This is a genomic window from Streptomyces sp. NPDC051976 (genome assembly GCF_040680795.1).
Classification (GTDB): domain Bacteria; phylum Actinomycetota; class Actinomycetes; order Streptomycetales; family Streptomycetaceae; genus Actinacidiphila.
The window spans coordinates 351,817-372,156 of sequence record NZ_JBFAXL010000002.1; the positions used below are offsets into that span (position 1 = coordinate 351,817).

The 20,340-nt window shown below is 73.8% G+C and carries 19 protein-coding genes; 4 read left to right on the forward strand and 15 right to left on the reverse strand.

What is annotated here, in order from left to right; genetic code table 11:
- Positions 1–11 precede the first annotated feature (11 nt).
- The 7 genes from AB0M29_RS03925 to AB0M29_RS03955 form a co-directional block, all read right to left on the reverse strand.
- Complete coding sequence (locus AB0M29_RS03925) at positions 12–1,046, reverse strand: hypothetical protein (protein ID WP_365378407.1); 1,035 nt, start codon at positions 1,044–1,046, stop codon at positions 12–14.
- Entirely contained in the window at positions 1,043–1,819 is a 777-nt protein-coding gene (locus AB0M29_RS03930; RefSeq protein WP_365378410.1) for a methyltransferase domain-containing protein, read from the reverse strand. Before AB0M29_RS03930 ends, AB0M29_RS03925 begins: the two co-directional genes overlap by 4 nt.
- Positions 1,816–2,565, reverse strand: a complete 750-nt coding sequence (locus tag AB0M29_RS03935; RefSeq protein WP_365378412.1) for a hypothetical protein — start codon at positions 2,563–2,565, stop codon at positions 1,816–1,818. The genes AB0M29_RS03930 and AB0M29_RS03935 overlap by 4 nt, the downstream gene beginning before the upstream one ends.
- Positions 2,562–5,513: a hypothetical protein gene (locus AB0M29_RS03940; RefSeq protein WP_365378415.1), complete on the reverse strand. Its 2,952-nt coding sequence runs from the start codon at positions 5,511–5,513 to the stop codon at positions 2,562–2,564. The genes AB0M29_RS03935 and AB0M29_RS03940 overlap by 4 nt, the downstream gene beginning before the upstream one ends.
- Positions 5,514–5,557: 44 nt before the next feature.
- Positions 5,558–6,247 carry a hypothetical protein gene (locus AB0M29_RS03945; protein WP_365378417.1) on the reverse strand — a complete coding sequence of 230 codons (690 nt, stop codon included), beginning with the start codon at positions 6,245–6,247 and terminating at the stop codon, positions 5,558–5,560.
- Between the two features lie 75 nt (positions 6,248–6,322).
- A complete protein-coding gene (locus AB0M29_RS03950) occupies positions 6,323–7,123 on the reverse strand; it encodes a 2OG-Fe(II) oxygenase family protein (protein ID WP_365378419.1) in 801 nt (266 codons plus the stop codon).
- A 188-nt stretch (positions 7,124–7,311) separates the two neighbouring features.
- Positions 7,312–7,860 carry a MarR family transcriptional regulator gene (locus AB0M29_RS03955; protein ID WP_365378421.1) on the reverse strand — a complete coding sequence of 183 codons (549 nt, stop codon included), beginning with the start codon at positions 7,858–7,860 and terminating at the stop codon, positions 7,312–7,314.
- A gap of 40 nt (positions 7,861–7,900) precedes the next feature.
- On the opposite strand from AB0M29_RS03955, the gene AB0M29_RS03960 reads away from it, so the two are divergent.
- Positions 7,901–8,884, forward strand: coding sequence for an EamA family transporter (locus AB0M29_RS03960; protein WP_365378424.1), 984 nt, complete (start codon positions 7,901–7,903; stop codon positions 8,882–8,884).
- On the opposite strand, the gene AB0M29_RS03965 is transcribed toward AB0M29_RS03960, so the two are convergent.
- The 6 genes from AB0M29_RS03965 to AB0M29_RS03990 form a co-directional block, all read right to left on the reverse strand.
- On the reverse strand, positions 8,793–10,391 hold the full coding sequence (locus AB0M29_RS03965) for a HAMP domain-containing sensor histidine kinase (protein ID WP_365378426.1): 1,599 nt from the start codon (positions 10,389–10,391) through the stop codon (positions 8,793–8,795). The two genes, AB0M29_RS03960 and AB0M29_RS03965, sit on opposite strands and share 92 nt — an antisense overlap.
- A gap of 7 nt (positions 10,392–10,398) precedes the next feature.
- Positions 10,399–11,139 carry a response regulator transcription factor gene (locus AB0M29_RS03970; protein WP_365378429.1) on the reverse strand — a complete coding sequence of 247 codons (741 nt, stop codon included), beginning with the start codon at positions 11,137–11,139 and terminating at the stop codon, positions 10,399–10,401.
- 76 nt (positions 11,140–11,215) lie between these two features.
- A complete protein-coding gene (locus AB0M29_RS03975; RefSeq protein ID WP_365378432.1) occupies positions 11,216–11,995 on the reverse strand; it encodes a hypothetical protein in 780 nt (259 codons plus the stop codon).
- An 82-nt stretch (positions 11,996–12,077) separates the two neighbouring features.
- Positions 12,078–13,307: an ABC transporter permease gene (locus AB0M29_RS03980; protein WP_365378435.1), complete on the reverse strand. Its 1,230-nt coding sequence runs from the start codon at positions 13,305–13,307 to the stop codon at positions 12,078–12,080.
- Positions 13,304–14,284, reverse strand: a complete 981-nt coding sequence (locus AB0M29_RS03985) for an ABC transporter ATP-binding protein (RefSeq protein WP_365378437.1) — start codon at positions 14,282–14,284, stop codon at positions 13,304–13,306. Before AB0M29_RS03985 ends, AB0M29_RS03980 begins: the two co-directional genes overlap by 4 nt.
- Entirely contained in the window at positions 14,281–15,666 is a 1,386-nt protein-coding gene (locus AB0M29_RS03990; protein ID WP_365378439.1) for a biotin/lipoyl-binding protein, read from the reverse strand. The genes AB0M29_RS03985 and AB0M29_RS03990 overlap by 4 nt, the downstream gene beginning before the upstream one ends.
- Positions 15,667–15,980: 314 nt before the next feature.
- Here AB0M29_RS03990 and AB0M29_RS03995 point away from each other — a divergent pair, with 314 nt between their 5' ends.
- The gene (locus AB0M29_RS03995) at positions 15,981–16,646 is read left to right on the forward strand and encodes a hypothetical protein (protein ID WP_365378442.1); all 666 of its coding nucleotides are present in this window, start codon (positions 15,981–15,983) and stop codon (positions 16,644–16,646) included.
- A 51-nt stretch (positions 16,647–16,697) separates the two neighbouring features.
- Here the strand turns inward: AB0M29_RS03995 and AB0M29_RS04000 are convergent, their stop codons facing one another.
- Together AB0M29_RS04000 and AB0M29_RS04005 are read right to left on the reverse strand one after the other, a co-directional pair.
- Positions 16,698–17,705, reverse strand: a complete 1,008-nt coding sequence (locus AB0M29_RS04000) for an aldo/keto reductase (protein WP_365378444.1) — start codon at positions 17,703–17,705, stop codon at positions 16,698–16,700.
- Between the two features lie 54 nt (positions 17,706–17,759).
- Entirely contained in the window at positions 17,760–18,110 is a 351-nt protein-coding gene (locus AB0M29_RS04005) for a hypothetical protein (protein ID WP_365378447.1), read from the reverse strand.
- Positions 18,111–18,299: 189 nt separating this feature from the next.
- Here AB0M29_RS04005 and AB0M29_RS04010 point away from each other — a divergent pair, with 189 nt between their 5' ends.
- Positions 18,300–19,316, forward strand: a complete 1,017-nt coding sequence (locus tag AB0M29_RS04010) for an acetamidase/formamidase family protein (protein ID WP_365378450.1) — start codon at positions 18,300–18,302, stop codon at positions 19,314–19,316.
- A gap of 38 nt (positions 19,317–19,354) precedes the next feature.
- Positions 19,355–20,338, forward strand: a complete 984-nt coding sequence (locus AB0M29_RS04015; protein WP_365378453.1) for an aldo/keto reductase — start codon at positions 19,355–19,357, stop codon at positions 20,336–20,338.
- Positions 20,339–20,340: the final 2 nt, after the last annotated feature.

Sequence of the window (20,340 nt, forward strand, 5' to 3'; positions counted from 1 at the left end):
TTCCCTTGGGGTCAATTGGGGGGTGGCCCGCCCGGACGGCGGGCGGGGATGAACACGTCGAGGAGGGCGGTGACGGCGGCGAGCGGGTTGTGCAGCGTGCCTCCGTGGCCGCCGGAGAAGAGCAGTCCGACACCGCGCCGGTCGAGGTCGAGCAGGAGGCTCCCGGAGTCGCCGTACGCCCCCATGCCCGTGGTGACGATCTGGCCCCGGTAGAGCACCGAGCGGTCGCGGAAACCCAGTGCGGAGTAGTCGATACGGGCCCAGGCGCCGGTCGCCAGGACCTGTCCGTAGGTGAGCCCGGTCGTGCGGCCCACCTTGAACACCCATTCGCCGGGCCGTAGATCGGCGGCCTCGCGCTGGCCGTCGACCGGACCCACGCCCTCGATCTCCCCGGGGACGACGTCCCCGGGGCAGTACGCGAGCGAGGCGTCGGCGAGCTGGGCGGTGCCGCCGCCGAAGACGAGCGGGGCGGACCGGGTGAAGCCGCCGACGGCGTCGGTGAGGGTGCCGCCGTCCAGCCGGCACGGCTGCAGCACCGGATCGCCGAAGACGGCGCCGCCCATCTGCCCGAAGACGTGGTTGCACGACAGCGCATAGACGGTCCTGAGGTCGGTGGCGTCGACGACGCCGCAGGTGAGCGTCCCGGCGGGAAAGCGCCAGTGCGCGGCGCTCGATCCGCCCCGGCCCGGCCGGACCCGGCCGCGCAGCCCCGCGGTCGGCACGGACGGCATGGACGCGACGGGGACGGCGAGGGGCGGCGGCGCGGTGGGCACGCCGAGTTCGAGGACGTCGACGCCGAGCTCGGTGCCGTCCACGGCGGTGAGCGAACGCGGCAGCAACCGCGACCGCGACAGCAGCCGCGGCGGCAGCTTGCGGCGGACGAAGACCGTCACGCACGGCTCCACGCGGCGCACGCCGCGCCGCACCGGTGTGCCCACGCCGACGGCCACCACATCACCCGAGCCGTCGGCCAGCAGCGCGGGCGCGTGGCGGTCGAGGCTGCGCGCCACCAGCGTCCGGCGCGCGGCCTCGGCGGCCCCGGTCATGGCCGCCGCGCGGCGACGAGCGTCATGACCACCGTCGCGAAGTCCTCACCCGTCGACCGGTAGTCCGCCAGACCGCGGCGCCACACGTGCCATTCGAGCGGGGTGAGGACATGGTGGGCCAGCGCCAACTGCTCGGTGGGGGCCAGCAGATAGTCGACGCTGGTGGATGACAGGGTCACCGCGAAGGACTCCACCGCCGTACGCAGCAGACCCGCCTGCCGGACCAGCCGCGGCAGCGTGCGGCCCGCGTATCCGTTGGCGAAGCGGGTCAGATGCGTCTGCACCAGCCGCCGTTCGAGGACCGGGGTGTCCGTGGCGAGCGACAGCGTCCCCCAGTCCGTGTCGACCACCACGAGCCGCCCGCCCGGCCGCAGCACCCGGTACGCCTCGCGCAGCGCGGCCAACGGCTGTTTCCCGGGAAGGTGTTGCAGCAGGCGCTCGCTGTGCCACGCGTCGAAGGAGCCGTCGGGATACGCCAGGGGCGCGGCGGACGCGACCGCGTGACCGACCCAGCCGCCCACCCCGCGCTCCACGGCGATCCGTTCGGCCTTGCGCACCATCTCCGCGTCGAGGTCGACACCGGTCACCCGGCCGGTCGGACCCACCAGCGAGGCGAAGGGGACGGTGTCCACGGCGGGACCGCAGCCCACGTCGATCACGCTGTCACCGGGCCGCAGCGCGAGGTGCTCCGCGGCCCGGCGCTTGATGGCGGCGCCCTCCGGCGAGGCGGCGACCTTCTCCAGATAACCGGCGTAGGCGAGGGTCAGGGTCATCGGGCCACCTCGAAGAACTCATGGGCGGGGCCGAGATCGACCAGGCGCCAGGACAGGGGATTGCGTTCCAGCCGGCGGATCCGCCCCGCCGCCGCGTCCGTCCACACCGCCCGGCCCCGCGGACCGATCAGCGCGGGATCGGGGCGCTCACCGAAGGCGAGGACGGCGTCGAAGCGGACGGATGCGGCGGCGAACCCGGCGGCGGATGCCGCTCTCGCCCCCGCGGCGGATCCCGTGTCCGACCCCACGGGCGGCGGGTGCGCCGCCGCCGTCTCCACCCCAAGTGCCGCGAGCGGTACGGCCAGTGCCGCGTCGGCGTCCGTCAGCGCCGCGGCCGTAGCGGCGCGGCTCCCCGTGAGCGCCGCGTACGCGCCCGCCACGAGCGTGGTCCACCCGGTGCGGCGCTCCACCACGAGGAGGTGCTCGCCGTCGGTCGCCCCGAGCGCGTCCAGGGCGCGCGCGGCGGCCAGCGGCGACGGCAGCAACGGGTGCGCGAGGTCCGGGACATGGGCCAGCCGCCAGGCCGCGTCGGGCACCCAGGGATGCCGCGGCACCAGCGAGACGGCGGTGGCCGCCGCGGCGCCGACCCCGGCGTCGAGCAGCGCCCGTTCCAGTACGGTCCTGGCGAGCGGCAGATCGCGGTACGGGATGCCGCGCAGCCACGCGTCGACGGCCGCACCCACGCGCCGGACGTCGGGTGCGGGGCTCGGGCGGCGCGGGTCCGTCCAGGTCATGGTCCAGGTCATGCGGCACCTCGCGCCGTCGTGTAGGCGTCGGTGAACAGGGCGTCGGCCCAGCCCGCGGTGCTCGTGTCGCAGCCGCTGACGGCCAGGCTCAGGGTGCGCACCACGGCCCGCGCCGACTCGACCTCGCGGGCGTGGAAATGCTCGAAGCCCGCTCTCAGTACGGCGACGTCCCGCGGGGTGAGCTGCAGCGCGGCGGCGTCCGCGGCGTCGTCGACGAAGATCGCCGTGTCGAGGTCGGGGAACTCGGCGAGCAGCGTGACGTTGCTCTCCACCAGCGTGACCAGGCCGCTGGGGCGGCTCAGCCCCGGCTGGTGGTAGTCGTGCAGGAAGCGCAGCCCGTGCCAGAGCGCGAGTTGCCGCCCCATCGTGGCGGCGAACCACGCCACGTACTCCGACGTGTGCACCGGGTCCGCGTCGGGGTCGCGGCCCAGCTCCACCGCCAGCCGGCGGCGCACCACGTCCAGCAGGACGGGCGCGTAGGCGGCGACGAGCGCGCGGCGGATCGCGCGGGCCGCCTCGTCGGCGGCATCGGCGGCCGGGCGGGGCCACAGGACGCGGCGTACGTCGTCGAACCCGTCGGCGTAGGTGTCCAGCGCCCGCAGCAGCGCCTCGGGGGAGTGCTCCGCGGCGAGTCCGACGTCCAGGTGCGGCGGCAGCAGGGCGGTGCCGAGGACGGAGGCGTGCTGCAGGCTCTGGTAGAAGGGCGCGACGGGGTCGAGTTGGCGTACGCGGAACAGGCTGCGGAAGCCGCGCAAGATCATGGCCGCCGGGCTCAGCGTGCCGTCCGGCATCCGCAGGCTCTCGTCGGGCAGGCCGATGACCGCGAGCACCGCGCTGGTCCGGCCGCCGGCCCGCTCCAGGCGCGCGGCGCACGACTGCCGGTGGCGGGCCCGTACCAGCGCGGTACGGCCGGTGATCGGCGAGCCCACCGAGACGAACCCGCCCGCGCTGTACGGCGTCAGGCCGCCGCCCGTCACCGCGAAGTCGAGCAACTCGGGGCGCCCGGACAGCCGGACGCCGCCGACCAGGTAGGTGCGTCCCACGCCGGGCTCCACGAAGCGGGTTTCGCCGGTCGAGGTCAGCGGCGCCCGAAGGTCCGTGCTCCGGGCGAGGCAGGCGGTCAGCGCGTCCTCGTCGTGGCTGCCGTCGGGACCCACGAGATCCGGGTCGAGATGGAGCACCTGGGCGCCCTGGTGCGGGCGGGTGGCGACGAGGCCCGTCTCGTCGCCGAGGGTCGGGAACAGCGGTGCGAGCGGGTGGACATCGGCGGCGGTGGTCGGATCGTCGGTGGCCGGGCGCGGGAGCCGCAGCAGGGGCGCCGGGCGCCGGGGCCGCCGGGCCAGGGCGGTGGTGAGCCAGCCCTCCAACGCGCCGCCCTGGTCGGGCGCTTCGACGGCGACGGTGACCCAGCGCACATCGAGGACCGGCGGCCGGGACGGCGTCCCGTCGCACAGGACGTGGACCGCCGCCACCGGCAGTAGGCGGCCGCTGTCCGCGCCGCACGTGAGGTCGGGGCGGTCCAGCAGCGCCTGCCCCACCTCAGCGGCCACCCGCCGCGCACCGGGCGGCACTTCCTCGGCCGGGACAGGCCGCCACTTCACGCCGCCGGGCGCCGTCTGCCGAGCCAGCGCCGCGAACACCTCGGCGGCGCCCGCCGTCCCCTCCAGCGCGGGCACCGCCCGCGTCGCCGCCTCCGCGTGCACGTCCACCACCGACGCGGCGGGATCGAGGGTGACCAGCAGCCGCACCACATGCGGCGCGCCCAGGACGACGGCAACCGGCGTCGCCTCGACCGGGCAGCCGTCGGCAAGCAGAGGCGCGAGCCGGGCCCGCCACCCGTCGGGCGCGTGGCCCCGGACGGGCTCGACGGGCACGATGCTCACGTCGGACGCGTGACCCCGGACGGGCTCGACGGCCACGGCGCTCACGTGGCCCACGCCGGGCTCGGCGCTCGCGGCGCCCACGTGGCCGACGACGGGCACGACGGGCTCGATGTTCACGTCGGACGCGCGGCCCACGCCGGGCTCGGCGCTCGCGGCGCCCACATGGCCGACGACGGGCTCGGCGCTCACGGCGCCCACGTGGCCCACGCCGGGCTCGATACCCACCTTGCTTACGTCGCCCAAGTCGCCCGGGACGGGCACTTCGCGCACGTGGCTTACGACGGGCGCGTGGCCCGCGCCGCCCGCGACAGGCACGACGGCGAGCGCGTGACGCTCGCGGTCACGGAAGACCACGCAGCGCGCGTCGGCCTGGTCCGGCCAGAGGGCGGCGCGGCGCAGAGCGGCCGTGCGGGGGCCGAGGAGGGTGAGGAGGTCGCGGGTGTCGGCGAGTAGCGAGTCCGGCGGACGGCACAGGACCGCGCCGGGGAACGCCTTCGCGACCGCGGAGCCCGCTCGTGGGGCGGGGTACTCCAGCACGATGTCGGGGCGCGGGGCGCTCGGCGGCAGCGCGACCGGGCGCCGTCCGCCCGTCACCAACTCGGCGTCGCGCAGCAGCGGTCCGCCCCGGAAGGACAGCGCGTCGCTCGCCGCCTCCACAACCGTCAGCCCCAGGTCGGTGAGCCGCCGCACGAACTCGGCGCTGTCCGCCCCCTGTTGCCCGGCTTCCGTGAGCACGAGCACGGTGGGCGCCCCCTGGGGTGGGCCGTCCGCGTCGCCCGCCCGCTTCCGCTTCCGCGCGGCGGACGCGCTCGCCCCCGTTCCCGCCGTGCCGGTCGCCGTCCGGCTCGACTTGCCGGTTGCCGTGGTGGGCTTACGGGTCGCTTTCGCGGTCGTCATGGCGCTCCCCCTGCGGGTCGCTGTGCCGCCGCCCTTGGCGGTCACCGCGACGGTGACCGTGCCGGTCGCCTTGCCGCTTCGCGTGGCGCGCGCCTCACCGCCTGTGCCTGCCGCGCTCCCCCTGCCGGTCGCCTTGCCTTCGCCCTTGGCGCTTCGTGTGGCGCCCACCGTGCCGCCCGTACCCCCGCGCACCTTGCCGTGCGCCGGGCCGCTCATCGTGACGGCTCGGCGGGGAGCGGCTGTGGGGTCACGGCCGTCAGGGGCGCGGGCATCAGGAGTCGAGGGCCTGACCAGGGGAAGTCGCGTTCCAGGGGGGTGGACAGGGCGGTCAGCCGGGTCAGAGCGGCCGGGAAGGAGGTCCGGGGAAGCACGGCCAGCAGGGCCGGCGTCAGCTCGCGGGCCTCCGGGTCCCAGACGTGTTCCGGCCGGTGGAGGGCGTAGCCCAGCTCCCGCATCAGGCGCAGCCGCGGGGCGCCCTCGTAGGCGAGTCCGAGCGCCGAGGCGACGGGGAGTTCGCCCGGGAGCGTGCCGCCCTCGTCGAGACAGGTCCGCAGGAAGTGCACTCTGAGCAGGGAGTTGAGCCCATGGCCGCGGTGGCTGTGCGCCGTGGCGCCGCGGCCGAGCACCAGGGCGGGGAAGTGGGCGTCGTCGAGGTCGACGCTGCACGTCATGAGGGACTCGGCGGTGGCCCGGTCCGCCACCACCAGCGCGCGCATCGTCGCCACCATCCGCTCGCCGCACCACACGCCGACGATGGCGCCCTTGTCGTCGTGCTCGTCCCATTCGAGCAGGTCCGGCCTGAGCACTTCGAATTCACGTGCCGTGGAGTATTCCCGGGTCCGCAATTCATTCAGGGCGGAAGCGGCCGCCCTCGTCACGATTCTGGTGCTGTTGATCTCCACCTGATGTCCTCCGTCAACCGAATAGCCTGGCGTGCGCGGGGGCGCACAAGGGGGCGCGACGCATCGCCCGGGTATTCAGCGATACCAACCGCTCACTGCCACGCGCGGAACGTCGATACCGGGCGCGACCTCGGACACGAAATGCAGCGTTCCCCTGGTATCCGGGAGATCGAGCAGAACCAGCGTGTTGAACGTCGGTGTGAAGACCTGCGCCACCTCGTCGCCCGCGTCGTCGAGTACGTGGAGCAGCCCGCCGTACTGCGGGCGCCAGTCCCGGGTGACGTTGTAGACGGCGGCGATCACCCCGTTGTGGCTGTCGGTGTGCGGCGACAGAAAGCACCCCGGCACGTACTTGCTGCAGAAGAAGCCGCCGGACGTGCGCAGCTCCCTGCCGATCGCCGTACCGATCCTGGCGATCGTGCGCGGGTCCTCCATGACCGCGATGACCCGGCAGACCGGGCAGTGGCAACCGGCGAGATGGGGCGCCGTCCGGTAGAAGAAGTGGGCGAAGCCGCCCGCGGCGAAGACCTGCCGGGCGTGCGCGCGCAGCCCCGCCAGCGTCGGCGCGATACCGGGGGTGTTGCGGTGGTCGACCCGGCCGCCGCTGACCGGGTCAGGCAGCAGGCTCGCGAACCACCAGTCCTCCGGCATACCGCCGGACAGAAACTCCGAGATCTCCCGGGCCAGCACCGGATCCAGGAAATCGGGCACCTCGAACGAACGGGTGCCTCTTGTCATGACCCCCGGCTCAATGGCGGCGGAGTCGGCCTCCGGCAGCATCGCGTCCCCCTCTTCTTCCAACCCCGGGAAAACCACCCTATGGCGGCTTTCTAACCGCGTCCGGAACGGCTCGCAAACACCCGACGCGCGCGACACGCGAAGAATCGTTATTTCTTGGGGAAAGGGGAGTTGGGGAATGCGGAAACGGAATTCCGCGACCGTTTGCGGGCGATCCGGGGGAGCAACTGCGGGAGGACGCGGGGGTGTTCGGGGTGGCTCTGGCAACTGGGCTTGAGGGCAGGCGAGTCAGGGAGCCGCGCGATCCCCGCGGCCCCCGATCGCCGTCAGGGCGACGGGTGTTGGTCCTGCGGCGGCTCGACCTCCGCCAGCCAGGTGGTGAGCAGCCTCTCCAACGCGGCGGCCTCCTGCGGGGGGAGCGCGGACAGAAGGCGTTGTTCGTTGTGCATGTGGTCGGTGAAGGCGCGGTCGATGAGCTGGCGGCCCGCGTCGGTGAGGGCGACCACGCGGCCGCGGCCGTCGGCGGCGGAGCGGCGGCGGGTGACCAGGCCCGCGCGTTCGAGGCGGTCGACGCGCTTGGTCATGGCGCCGGTGGTGACCATGGTGTGGGCGGCGAGTTCGCCGGGCGCGCGTTCGTACGGGGCTCCGGTGCGGCGCAGGGTGGCGAGGACGTCGAACTCGCCCTCGCTCAGGCCGTACCGGCGGTAGACGAGGCAGAGCTGCTCGGTGAGGAGCCCGGCGAGGCGGTGCAGCCGGCCGATCACGCCCTGGGGGCTCACATCGAGGTCGGGGCGCTCCCGGGCCCACGCGGCCTGGATACGGGCGACGTGGTCGAGCGGCGGCTGCTGCGCGGCCTGCTCCGTGGTCGGCTCCATGGCTCCCATTGTATCTTCCTGGGAAGCTATAATGTCTTCCATGGAAGGTAATCTGCGGTGGTCGATGGTCACGGCGGTGGCCCCCGTCGCGTGGGGCACCACCTACTACGTCACCCACCAGTTCCTGCCGGAAGGGCAGCCGCTCTACGGGGGCGCGATCCGCGCGCTGCCCGCCGGTCTCGCGCTGCTGGCGGTCTGCCGGGAGCGGCCGCACGGCGCCTGGTGGTGGAAGAGCGCGGTGCTCGGGGTGCTCAACATGGGCGGCTTCTTCGCGCTGGTCTATCTCGCCGCCCAGCGTCTGCCCACCAGTGTCGCCTCGTCCATCATGGCGACGTCACCGCTGGTCATGATGGTGATCGCCTGGGCACTGATCTCCGAACGGCCGCGTCCACGGCACCTGGTGGGCGCCGCCGTCGGCCTCGGCGGGGTGTGCCTGATGCTGCTCACCGGGCCGACCGCCGTCGACGGGCTCGGGGTGCTCGCGTCGGTCAGCGCCATGCTGCTGTCGTCCTGCGGCTACATCCTCGCCAAGCGGTGGAGCCGCGAGGTGAACGTCCTCGCCTCGACGTCCTGGCAGCTCGTGGCGGGCGGCCTGCTGCTCCTGCCCTTCGCCGCCGCCACCGAGGGCGCACCGCCCGCCCTGGACGTCCCCGCCGTCCTGGGCTTCGGCTACGTCACCGTGGTGGCCACCGCCGTCGCCTTCGCCGCCTGGTTCTCGGGGCTACGGCATCTGCCGGTCGCCACCGTGGGGCTCGTCGGGCTGCTCAACCCGGTCACGGGCGTGCTGCTGGGGACGCTGGTCGCCGGGGAGGTGCTCACCTTGCGGCAGTGCGCGGGCCTAGCGCTGGTGCTGACCGGCATCCTGCTGGGCCGGGCGCGCCCGGACAAGCGGACGGCCAGGCGCAAGGCCACAGGCAAGGAAGGGCCCGGCGTCAGGGCTGGCGGGCCGAGGGGAGCCGGACCCGGAAGAGCGCGCCCTCGCCCGGGGTCGTCTCCAGCTCCACCTCGCCCTGGTGGGCGGTGACCAGGGCGGAGGCGATGGACAGGCCGAGGCCCGCGCCCCCGCCCTGGTGGCGGCTGCGGGAGGCGTCGACGCGGTAGAAGCGCTCGAAGACCCGGGCGGCCTGGTCGGGGGTGAGGCCGGGGCCCGCGTCGGCGACCTCCAGCACACCGTGGCCGTCGGTGGTGCCGACACCGATGCGTACCGGGGTGCCGGGCGGGGTGTGGGCGACGGCGTTGCCGACCAGGTTGGCGACGACCTGCCGCAGCCGGGCCTCGTCGCCCAGGACCGGCGCGGCGCCCGGGGAGGTGCCGGGGCCGCCGGGCCCGGTCAGCGAGACGCTGCGGGTCGGGTCGAGCGCCGTGGTGTCGTGCAGGGCGTCGACGGCCAGCGTGCGCAGGTCCATCGGGGCGAGCTGGACCGGCCGCTGCTCGTCCATCCGCACCAGCGTCAGCAGGTCCTCCACCAGACCGCCGAGCCGTATCGACTCGCTCTCGATCCTCGCCATCGTGCGCCGCACGTCCGCCTCGTCGGGCAGCGCGCCCATCCGGTACAGCTCGGCGAAGCCGCGGATCCCCGCGAGCGGGGTGCGCAGTTCGTGGCTGGCGTCGGCGACGAAGCGCCGCATCTGCTTCTCGGACTCCGCGCGGGCCGCGAACGCCGACTCGATCTGGGCCAGCATGCCGTTCAGCGCGGAGGAGAGCCGTCCGGCCTCGGTACGGGAGGCCACCGCGGGCATCCGGTGCGACAGCGGGCGCCCCGCGGCGATCTCCGCCGCCGTCGCCTCGATCCGCCGCAGCGGCCGCAGCCCGGCCCGTACCGCGAACCAGCCCGCGACGCCCAGCGCCACCGCGACCACCGCGCCGATCAGCAGGAAGGCGTTGCTCAGCCGGTCGGTGGTGGACGACACCTCGTCCAGGGACGCGGCGACGACGACGCCCGCGGGAAGGGGGGTGGTGCGCGGCCGGGGCGCGGCCGGGGGGCGCGCGGAGCGGGTGGTGGCGGTGGCGGAGACCGGCACGATGAGCACCCGCCAGCGGCCGCCGCCGTGGTCGCTGGACACGTCGAAGGGCTTGTCCAGGCGCGCGGCGAGGGTGGCGGCGTCCATCACCGGCCACAGCGGGCGCGGGTCGCCCGCCGCCACCGGCAGCCGGAACTGGTCGGAGACCGTGCCGTCGGCCGCCGCGAAGGCCACCACGAACTGGCTCGGCAGCCACGGCCGCGGATTGCCGGACCCCGGCCGTACGTAGCGCGGCGCGGGCACCCCGTCGGTGCCGAGCCGCGCGGCCAGCGGCTGGCCGTACCGCTGGAGTTGCTGGTCGACGCGGTCCACCAGCTGGCCGCGTACCGAGCCCAGCACCACCGTGTCGCTGACCGCGAGACCCAGCGTCACCAGCACCATCGCCAGCAGCACCAGCCGGGAGCGCAGCGACAGGGCGGACAACCGGACGTGCCGCAGCCGCCGGAGCCGGGCGAACCGCAGCCGTCGCAGGCAGATCCGGGGCAGTGACAGGGCGGCCGGGCGGCGCATCGGGAGGTCAGCCCTGGCCCTGCGGGCGGCGCAGGACGTAGCCGACCCCGCGCACGGTGTGGATCAGCTTGGCGGCGCCGTCCGCGCCGGAGTCCACCTTGCGGCGCACGTAGGAGATGTACGACTCGACGATGCTGAGGTCGCCGCCGAAGTCGTACGCCCACACGTGGTCGAGGATCTGCAGCTTGGACACCACGCGGTCGGCGTTGGCCATCAGATAGGCGAGCAGCTTGAACTCGGTGGGGGACAGCGAGACCGGCCGCCCGGCGCGCAGCACCTGGTGGCCGACCGGGTCCAGCTCCAGGTCGCCCGCGACCAGCCGCCCGTCGTCGGTGGGGCCGCCGGTGCGGCGCAGGATCGCCCGGATGCGGGCGATCAGCTCCTCCAGGCTGAACGGCTTGGTGACGTAGTCGTCGCCGCCCGCCGTCAGCCCGCTGATCTTGTCGTCCACGCCGTCCTTGGCGGTGAGGAAGAGCACCGGGAGCCGGTCGGGGGCGCCGGCCGCCGACCGGCTGAGCGGGTCCGACTCCTCGCGCAGCCGCCGCACCACCGCGAAGCCGGACATGTCCGGCAGCATCACGTCGAGTACGACCAGGTCGGGGCGCTCGCGGGCGACGGCGGCCAGCGCGTCGGCGCCCGAGGCCGCGGAGACGACCTTGAAGCCGACGAAGCGCAGGGAGGCCGAGAGCAGCTCCCTGATGTTGGGTTCGTCGTCGACGACCAGCAGGCTGGCCTCGGGGGTGTCCATGGCTTCCTCCTGGTCCGTTCCCGCGGTCGTACGGACCGGCCGCAGCACCGTACGCCCCTGCCCTGTGAGAGTGGCGTCAGCTTCCGGAATTTGATCCTCCGGTTCCTCCGGCCGCTCCGGTGCCGCCGCCGCGGTTGCCGCCGAAGCCCCCGAACCCGCCGAAGCCGCCCCCGGTCAGGCCGCCTTCCGTGACGGTCGTCGCGGCGACGTCACCGGAGGAGTTCTGGCTGCCGCGGACGGTCACGCTCTGGCCCGGCTGCAGATCGGAGACCTTGCCGCTCTTGGACTCGGTGACCTTGGTGGAGCCGCCGGTGGTGACCTTGACGATGTTGCCCTGGGCGTCGGTGACGTAGATCGTGTTGCCGTCGACCAGCTTGATGGTGCCGATGGTCACACCGGAGCCGCCGTTGCCCCCGGTCCCACCGGCTCCGCCGGTCGCGCCGGGCAGGCCGGTGCCGCCGGTGCGCGCGGTGCCGGTTCCGCCGGTGGCCCCGGTGCGGGTGCCGCCGCCCGTGCCGCCGCCGAAGGTGCCGCGGCTCGCGGTGGGCGAGGACTGGAGGTGGTTCTTCTCCACCAAGGCGCCACCGGCGAAGGCGGCCGCGGCGACCACGCCCGCCGACAGCAGCAGCGTCAGCCACGGCAGCTTGCGGCGCGGCGGCGCGGCCAGCTCGGCCGAGATGTCCCGGGCGTCCGGGGGCTCGGCCAGGATCTCCTCCGGATGGGCCTCCAGCGTGTCGGAGGCGGCGGGCAGACCGGGGTCCGCCACCAGTTCCACCTCGCCGAACGCCTCGCTGAACGGCGTCAGTTCGGTCGTGTCGGCGGTGGCCTTCACTAGTTCGGTGCGGCGTCGCGCCATGTCCGCTTCTCCCTGTGACTGTCGCTGCGTTCTTGACTGCGGGTGCTCACGCTCGTGCGCCCCACGCGCTTCAGGGCCGGGCTCACTCGTGCCTCAGCGCCTCGATGGGCCGCAGGCTCGCCGCCCGGTTGGCCGGGTAGCTGCCGAAGAAGAGCCCGATGGCCACGGCGATGGCGAAGGCGCCGACCACCGACTCCGGGATGATCACCGGTTTGATGCCGACGATCTTGAAGTGGGAGCCGATCAGCCCGGCCACCACCCCCAGCCCGCCGCCGACCAGCGACAGCAGCGTCGACTCGGCCAGGAACTGCCCGAGGATGACGCCCTTGGGCGCGCCGATCGCCTTGCGGATACCGATCTCCCGGGTCCGCTCGGTCACCGTCACCAGCATGATGTTGGTGATGCCGATGCCGCCGACCAGCAGCGAGATCGCGGCGACCGCGCCCAGCAGCACCGTGAACGTCTTGTTGGTGGACGCCTGGGTGGTGAGCAGGGACGCCTGGCTGCTGACCCGGAAGTCCAGCGAGTTGGGGTCCTTCAGACCATGGGTGCCCATCAGGACGGTGGTGATCTCGTTCTGCGCCGGAGTGGTGGCGGACGCCGACGTGGCCTCCACCAGGATCTGGCTGAGCGCGCCGAAGCCGGTGAAGGCGTTCTGCACGGTCGGCAGCGGCGCGATCACGACGTCGTCGGGGTCCTGGAAGCCGGTACCGCCCTTGGTCTCCAGCACACCGACCACGGTGAACGGGGTGCCGCCGAGCACCACTTTCCTGCCGACCGGGCTCGCCGTGCCGAACAGGTCGGTGGCCGTCGTGGAGCCGATCACCGCCACCTTGCGGGAGTTGAGCACGTCGTCGGCGCTGAAGTAGTCGCCCTTGGCGACCTTGCTGTTGGACGCCTTGAAGTAGGCGGGGTAGGTGCCGACGACCTGGCCGACGGCGTGCGAGGTGCCCTCGTAGATCGCCGTCTGGGAGGACGAGGTGACCTCGGGGGCGACCGACTCGATGTCGGGCGCGGAGGCCGGGTCGGCCAGCGCCCGCGCGTCGTCCACGGTCAGCGGCTTGGTGGCGGTCGAGGAGGACCCCGACCGGCCGCCACCGCCGCCGAAGCCCGAACCCGAGGAGATGGTCAGCGAGTTGGTGCCGAGCTTCTCGATGGAGTCCTTGACCGCCTGGGAGGAGCCGTTGCCGACGGCGAGTAGCAGGATGACCGCGGCCACACCGATCAGCACGCCCAGCATCGTCAGCCCGGAGCGGACCTTGTTCGCGGCGAGCCCGCCGAAGGCGAACCGCAGCGTCTCGAACGGGTTCACCGCAGCTCACCTCGCACGGAGTCGGCGCCGCGGTGGCGGCCCGCGCCGCCCGCCGTCAGCGCCTGGGGGGCGTGCGGGGCGTGCAGGGCGTGCGGGGAGTGCGCCGCGAAGTCGGCGGGGTGGCGCAGTGCGGGCGGCGGGCCGTCCACCGGCGCCTGCCGGACGTCCTCGACGATCTGGCCGTCGACCAGCCGGATGACCCGCTTGGCGTGCCGGGCCACCTCGTCCTCGTGGGTGATGAGCACGACGGTGCGCCCCGAGGCGTTGAGCCGGTCGACGATGGCGAGCACCTCCTCGGTGCTGTGGCTGTCCAGGTTGCCGGTCGGCTCGTCGGCGAGCAGCATCGCGGGCGCCGTGACCAGCGCCCGCGCCACCGCCACCCGCTGCTGCTGGCCGCCGGACAGTTCGTTGGGCCGGTGGTCGACGCGGTCGGCCAGGCCGACCAGCGAGAGTGCCGCCAGCGCGCGCCGCCGCCGCTCGGCGGTCTTCACCCCGGCGTAGGCGAGCGGGAGTTCGACCTGCGCCAGCGCGGGGGTACGCGGCACCAGGTTGAACGACTGGAAGACGAAGCCGATCTTGCGGTTCCTGACCAGCGAGAGCTGGTGCTCGTCGAGACCGCCGACGTCGATGCCGTCGAGGAGGTAGCGCCCCTCGGTGGGGACGTCGAGGCAGCCCAGGATATTCATCAGCGTCGACTTGCCGGAGCCGGAACTGCCCATCACCGCCACCATGTCGCCCTGTTCGACCAGCAGGTCGACACCGGGCGTGACCCCGGTGACGGGGTCGGGCGGACCGCCGAGCGCGCGGACCGCGGCGTCGCCGTGCCCGTACGTCTTGAGCAGCGACCGCACCTCGATCACCGGGGGCGGGCCCCAGGGGCCGTCGTCCGGCTCCCCGGCCGGGCCGCCGGCCGGGGAGGACTCGGGCCGCGGGGCGTGCCCCGGCAGCCGGAGCCGCTGTCGCAGCGCGGGGATCATCCGCGGCCACCCGCGCCGCCGCCGGTACGGAAGCCACCGCCACCGCCGCCGGTGCGCAAGCCGCCGCCACCGAGCCCGCCGGGGAACGCGCCGCTGGGGAAGCCGCCGTTGCCGGTGGAGGCGACCGTGGCGATCTGCACCTGCTGGCCCTCGGTCAGCCCGCTGGTGATCTGGTCGGCGGAGTCGCCCTCCACCCCGACCGTGACGGGGGTACGGGTGGTGCTGCCGTCCTTGTCGACCACCGTGACCGTACGGTTCGCGCCGGTGCCGGAGACCGCTGCGGTCGGCACGTTGAGCGCGCCGGACGCCTCACCGGTGACGACCTGGATGCTGGCGCTCAGCCCGGTGCGCAGATTCGCGGTCGGGCTGGTGATGGCGAGCGTGGCCGCGTACTGCACCGCGCTGCTCGACCCGCCGCCGGAGCCGGAGCCCGAGCCGCTGCTGACCGGCAGCGAACTGACCGACAGCACCTTGGCGTTGAGTACGGTGCCGGTCTCGGCGTTCAGTGTGACGGTGGCCGCCTGACCGGTCTTGACCTTGAGCGCGTCGGCCTCCGAGAAGTCGGCGGTGACCTGCATTCCCGTGGGGTTGGTCAGGACGACGAAGCCGCTGAGCGCGCTGCTGCTGGAACTGCCGGACGAGGACGAGGACGAGCCGCCGGAGCCCGAGCCGGACCCGGAGCCCGAGCCGCCGCCCGAGGAAGCGCTGCCGCCCGTGCCCGAGACCGTCTGGCCCTTCGCCGCGGACACCGAGGCGACCGTGCCCGAGGACGGAGACTTCAGCACACAGCCGTCCACTGCCCGCTGGGCGGCGTCGACGGCGTTCTGCGCCTGGGTCAACTGGGCCTGGGCCGAGGCGAGTTGCGCCGGGTCGACGGTGTAGACCGGGGAGGGGGTCGGGGACGGTGTGGCGGCGGCGCCGCGGCCGGAACCGGAGCCCGAGCCGCTGGAGCCGGACCCCGAGCCGGAGTTGGTGTTGGTGGAGACCGGCTCGCCCGCCTCCACCTTGGTCAGATTGGCCTGGGCGGCGGTCAGCGACGCCTCGTCCTGCTGGAGCGTCTCCTTCGCGGCCGTCGGGTCGACCTTGCCGAGCACCTGGCCCGCGGTGACCTTGTCGCCCGGCTTGACGTCGACCTCGGTGAGCGTGCCGCCGGTGGTGAAGTTCACCCCGGCGTCGCTGGGCGAGGCGAGCGTGCCCGAGCCGGACACCGTGGCGAGCACCGTGCCCTTGGAGACGGTCACCACGCGGGCGCCCGTGCCGCGAGCGGAACTGGTGCCGTCGTCGTGCACCGCCGCGTAGGCGCCGCCGGCGCCCGCGAGGACCACCACGCCGAGCACCGAGTTGATCAGGGCGGCCCTGCGCCGCCGTGGGAGCACCTTCATGCCGCGCATCCTGGTCGCGCACGCCTTTGAAGCCCTGGGAGATTCCTGGGAGTTCCCTGGGAGCCCGAGGGCGCGTGACGCCGGGCACAGTCGTGGTAAATCGGACGGAAGTGCGGAGAGCGGACCCGTTCGGGTGCGGAAGCGGCGGGTCCGGGCCGCGTACTCCCCGGGAACTCACAGCCAGTGCCCCGGGAGTCCCTATCCCCGTGCGGTTCAGTCGTGGCCGCCACCTGAGCGCACCCGCCGTCCCGCGCGTGCGCGCGGGTGGCTTCGCCGCACGACCCGAAAGCCCCGCCTCCCGAGGAGACCCGGACATGACCTGGACCACCCCACGGCCGTCCGCGCCGCGAACGGCGCGGCGTACCGCGCTGCGGGCAGGCGCGTCCGTCGCCGTCCTCACCTCCGCCGCGCTGCTGCTCACCGCCTGCTCGTCCAGCTCGTCGCCGAAGGCGTCGAACTCGGTGGCGCCCTCGGCGTCCGGCAGCAGCGGCACCAACGGCAAGAACGCGCAGGCGATGGACGCCTACCGCAACTGCCTGTCGCAGCACGGGGTGAAGCTGCCGAGCTTCAGCCCCGGCGCCCGCCCGTCCGCCCGGCCCAGCGACCGGCCGAGCGGCACCGGGCGGCGCGGCGGCGGCTTCGGCGGCGGCTTCGGCGGTTTCGGCGGGGCGTCCGCCGACCCCGCCACCCAGAAGGCGATACAGGCGTGCGCCTCGCTGCGCCCGCAGTTCAACGGCCAGCGCGGCGGCGGCAACAGCACCGCCTTCAAGGCGTTCACCAGCTGCCTCAAGGACCACGGCGTGGTGCTGCCGTCCGCGTCCGCGAGCCCCGGGAGCCGCAACGGCGGCGGTTTCGGCGCCCTGCGCGGCCTCAACACCTCGGACCCGAAGACGGCCAAGGCGTACGACACCTGCAAGGCGCTGCTCCCGCAGCGCCCGTCCGGCCGCCCCTCGTCGAGCGCGAGCCCGTCGGCCTCCTGACAGGCCGCCGACGGGCGTGACGCGGGGCGTGTCCTCGCGGTCCGGGTCCGGCTACCAGGCGAAAGCCTCGGGAGACGGGCCCGGGCCCGGGAAGATCTCGTCCAGCGCGTCCAGCAGTTCGCCGGTCAGCTCCAGGTCCACCGCGCGCAGCGCCGAGTCGAACTGCCCGGCGGTGCGCGGCCCGATGATCGGCCCGGTCACCCCCGGCCGGGTCAGCAGCCACGCGAGCGCGACCTCGCCCGGCTCCAGCCCGTGCTTGGCGAGCAGGTCCTCGTACTGCCGCACCCGTTCGTGTACCACCGGGTCGCCGAGTCCCCTGGCCGACCGCCCCACGCTGGTGCGGGTGCCGCCGCCCTCCCGCTCCTTGCGCAGCGCGCCGCCCAGCAGGCCCTGGCCCAGCGGCGACCACGGGATGATCCCCACGCCGTACTCGCGCGCCGCCGGGATGACCTCCATCTCGGCCCGGCGCTCCGCCAGGTTGTACAGGCACTGCTCGCTGACCAGGCCGACCCGGCCGGTGCGCGCGGCGGTCTCGTTGGCCTGCGCGATGTGCCAGCCCGCGAAGTTGCTCGACGCGGCGTAGAGGATCTTGCCCTGGGCGATGAGGACGTCGATCGCCTGCCAGATCTCGTCCCAGGGCGTCGCCCGGTCGATGTGGTGGAACTGGTAGACATCGATGTGGTCGGTGCCGAGCCGCCGCAGGCTCGCCTCCACCTCGCGCCGGATGTTGAGCGCGCTGAGCTTGTGGTGGTTGGGCCACGCCTCCTCGTGCCACGGCGTGCCCGGCGTCATGGTGCCGTAGAGCTTGGTGGCCAGCACCACCTTGTCCCTGCGGTCCCCGCCCTTGGCGAACCAGCTTCCGACGAACTCCTCGGTGAGGCCCTTGTGTTCGTCCGTGCCGTAGATGTTCGCGGTGTCGAAGAAGTTGATGCCCGCGTCCAGCGCGGTGTCCATGATCGTGTGGCTGTCCGACTCGTCGGCGTAGGAACCGAAGTTCATCGTGCCGAGGACGAGGCGGCTGACCCTGAGTCCGGTGCGTCCGAGCTGCGTGTACTTCATGGGGCCAGGCAACACCTTGGAGTGCTCTCGAAGGCAAGTGCCCAGGCCAGGGGGTCAGGCGGCGCTCGGCGACCGGTGTTCGCGGACGTACTGGGCGCGGTCGAGCACGCCGACCAGGGCGACCCGCTGGTCGGCTGTCAGGTCCCCTGCCAGCCCCGTCTCCTTGATGTGGGCGCGGAGCAGCAGTTCGTGGCAGTTGATGGCGCCCCTGCCGGGCAGTGCGCGCACCAGTGCGGAGACCCGGATCCCCGCCGCGTCGTCATCGCCGGAGGCGGCCTCGCGCAGGGCCCGGAACAGTCTCACCGGCCCCTCGGCGGCGATCTCGCTCAGAATGAGTGCCCGCCGGTGCCTGACGTCCTGCGGCTCCGCCGGGGCGTCCCCGTGCCGTGCGCCGAAGCCAGCCATGAGCACACACCTCGCTCTGTCCTGAGTGGCTCGCACCCTCCCTTTCGAGCGTACGCCCGCGCCTCGGGCCCCGCGGCGGGGTGAATCATCACCGTAAGTGGTCAGGTGACCGCGAACCGTCCGGATCCGCCACCGCCACCTTCGCCGCTTCCTTCCGGGGCCGGGGTGCGGCGCCTACGCTGACCGTTCATGAGCGACCCGAGGATCGTGACGGTACGGCCGGAGCCGGGCGCGTACGCCTGGACGTTCGGCGGGGCGGAGCCGGTGGCCAGAATCACGCCGGGCACCGTGCTGGACCTCTTCACCGAGGACTGCTTCGCGGGCCGTGTGCGGTCGGCGGACGACCTGGTCTCGCGGGTCTGCGAGTTCCCGTACCTCAACCCGCAGACCGGTCCCTTCTACGTGGTGGGCGCGGAGCCCGGCGACACCGTCGCGGTGCACTTCGTGTCGATCGAACCGGCGAGGGACTGGGCCGCCTCCACGACCGTGCCGCTCTTCGGCGCTCTCACCTCCACGCACACCACCGCCACGCTGCAGCCGCCGCTGCCCGAGGTGGTGTGGATGTGGGAGCTGGACCGCAAGCGGCGGACCTGCGCGTTCACCACGCGCGAGGGCGGGGTCCGGCTGGAGCTGCCGATGGACCCGATGCACGGCACGGTCGGGGTCGCCCCGGCCAACCTGGAGGTGCGCTCCGCCCTGGTACCCGACGCGCACGGCGGCAACATGGACACGCCCGAGATGCGCGTCGGCACCACCTGCTATCTGGGCGTCAACGTCGAGGGCGCGCTGCTCAGCCTGGGCGACGGGCACGCCCGGCAGGGCGAGGGCGAGACCTGCGGGGTGGCGGTGGAGTGCGCCATGAACACCGTGGTCGTCGTGGAGTTGCTCAAGGGGGTGGCGACGCCCTGGCCGCGGCTGGAGTCCGACACGTATCTGATGTCCACCGGCTCGGCCCGCCCGCTGGAGGACGCCTTCCGGATCGCCCAGCTCGACATGGTGCGGTGGCTGGAGCGCGACTACGGCTTCGCGGAGCTGGACGCCTACCAGTTCCTCACCCAGGCCGGGGAGTCGCCGCTCGCCAACGTCTGCGACACCAACTACACGGCGCTGTCGAAGATCCGCAAGGACTGGCTCCCGCCGGGCACCCCGCACCGCGACCTGCACCGCGCGCTGCGGGAGACCGCCCGCACGCTGGCCTCCGCGTAGTCCGCGTCGGGGAGCCGGACCCGCTTAGGATCGACCGTATGGAACAGCGAGTGTTGGGCCGTACCGGCCGTGACGTGTCCGTGGTGGGCCTGGGGACATGGCAGCTCGGCGCGGACTGGGGCGACGTACGCGAGCAGGACGCGGTCGCCGTGCTGGACGCCGCCGTGGAGTCCGGGGTGACGTTCTTCGACACCGCGGACGTGTACGGCGACGGCCGCAGCGAGCAGTTGATCGGGCGCTATCTCAAGGAGCGGCCCGACGCCTCGGTGTTCGTCGCCACCAAGATGGGCCGCCGCGCAGAACAGCTCCCGGCCAACTACGTGCTGGACAACTTCCGTGCGTGGAACGACCGTTCGCGGGCGAATCTGGGCGTGGACACCCTGGACCTGGTCCAACTGCACTGCCCGCCGACCGCCGTCTACTCCTCCGACGAGGTCTTCGACGCCCTCGACACCCTGGTCGCCGAGAAGCGCGTCGCCGCCTACGCGGTGAGCGTGGAGACCTGCGACGAGGCGCTGGCCGCGATCGCCCGGCCGGGGGTGGCGAGCGTGCAGATCATCCTCAACCCCTTCCGGCTCAAGCCGCTGGAGCGGGTGCTGCCCGCGGCCGCGGCGGCCGGGGTCGGGATCATCGCCCGGGTGCCGCTCGCCTCCGGGCTGCTCACCGGCAAGTACACCCGGGAGACGGTCTTCGCGGCGGACGACCACCGCACCTACAACCGGCACGGCGAGGCGTTCGACCAGGGCGAGACCTTCTCCGGTGTGGACTTCGGGACGGGCCTGGACGCGGCGGCCGAATTCGCCGCGCTGGCCCCCGAGGGCGCCACGCCCGCCCAGACCGCGCTGCGGTGGATCATCCAGCAGCCGGGGGTCAGTTCGGTCATCCCCGGCGCCCGCTCGGTCGACCAGGCTCGTGCGAACGCGTCCGCCGCCGGCCTCGCGCCGCTGCCCGACGCCACCCTGGACGCGGTGCGCGAGCTGTACGACCGCCGTATCCGCGGCCAGGTGCACGCGCGCTGGTGAGG

Coding starts and splice junctions, on each gene's coding strand:
- AB0M29_RS04015 (WP_365378453.1), top strand. CDS start 19,355: ATGGAACAGCGAGTGTTGGGCCGTACCGGCCGTGACGTGTCCGTGGTG.
- AB0M29_RS04010 (WP_365378450.1), top strand. CDS start 18,300: ATGAGCGACCCGAGGATCGTGACGGTACGGCCGGAGCCGGGCGCGTAC.
- AB0M29_RS03935 (WP_365378412.1), bottom strand. CDS start 2,565: ATGACCTGGACCATGACCTGGACGGACCCGCGCCGCCCGAGCCCCGCA.
- AB0M29_RS03925 (WP_365378407.1), bottom strand. CDS start 1,046: ATGACCGGGGCCGCCGAGGCCGCGCGCCGGACGCTGGTGGCGCGCAGC.
- AB0M29_RS03970 (WP_365378429.1), bottom strand. CDS start 11,139: ATGGACACCCCCGAGGCCAGCCTGCTGGTCGTCGACGACGAACCCAAC.
- AB0M29_RS03975 (WP_365378432.1), bottom strand. CDS start 11,995: ATGGCGCGACGCCGCACCGAACTAGTGAAGGCCACCGCCGACACGACC.
- AB0M29_RS04000 (WP_365378444.1), bottom strand. CDS start 17,705: ATGAAGTACACGCAGCTCGGACGCACCGGACTCAGGGTCAGCCGCCTC.
- AB0M29_RS03955 (WP_365378421.1), bottom strand. CDS start 7,860: ATGGAGCCGACCACGGAGCAGGCCGCGCAGCAGCCGCCGCTCGACCAC.
- AB0M29_RS03990 (WP_365378439.1), bottom strand. CDS start 15,666: ATGAAGGTGCTCCCACGGCGGCGCAGGGCCGCCCTGATCAACTCGGTG.
- AB0M29_RS04005 (WP_365378447.1), bottom strand. CDS start 18,110: ATGGCTGGCTTCGGCGCACGGCACGGGGACGCCCCGGCGGAGCCGCAG.
- AB0M29_RS03985 (WP_365378437.1), bottom strand. CDS start 14,284: ATGATCCCCGCGCTGCGACAGCGGCTCCGGCTGCCGGGGCACGCCCCG.
- AB0M29_RS03930 (WP_365378410.1), bottom strand. CDS start 1,819: ATGACCCTGACCCTCGCCTACGCCGGTTATCTGGAGAAGGTCGCCGCC.
- AB0M29_RS03960 (WP_365378424.1), top strand. CDS start 7,901: ATGGAAGGTAATCTGCGGTGGTCGATGGTCACGGCGGTGGCCCCCGTC.
- AB0M29_RS03995 (WP_365378442.1), top strand. CDS start 15,981: ATGACCTGGACCACCCCACGGCCGTCCGCGCCGCGAACGGCGCGGCGT.
- AB0M29_RS03965 (WP_365378426.1), bottom strand. CDS start 10,391: ATGCGCCGCCCGGCCGCCCTGTCACTGCCCCGGATCTGCCTGCGACGG.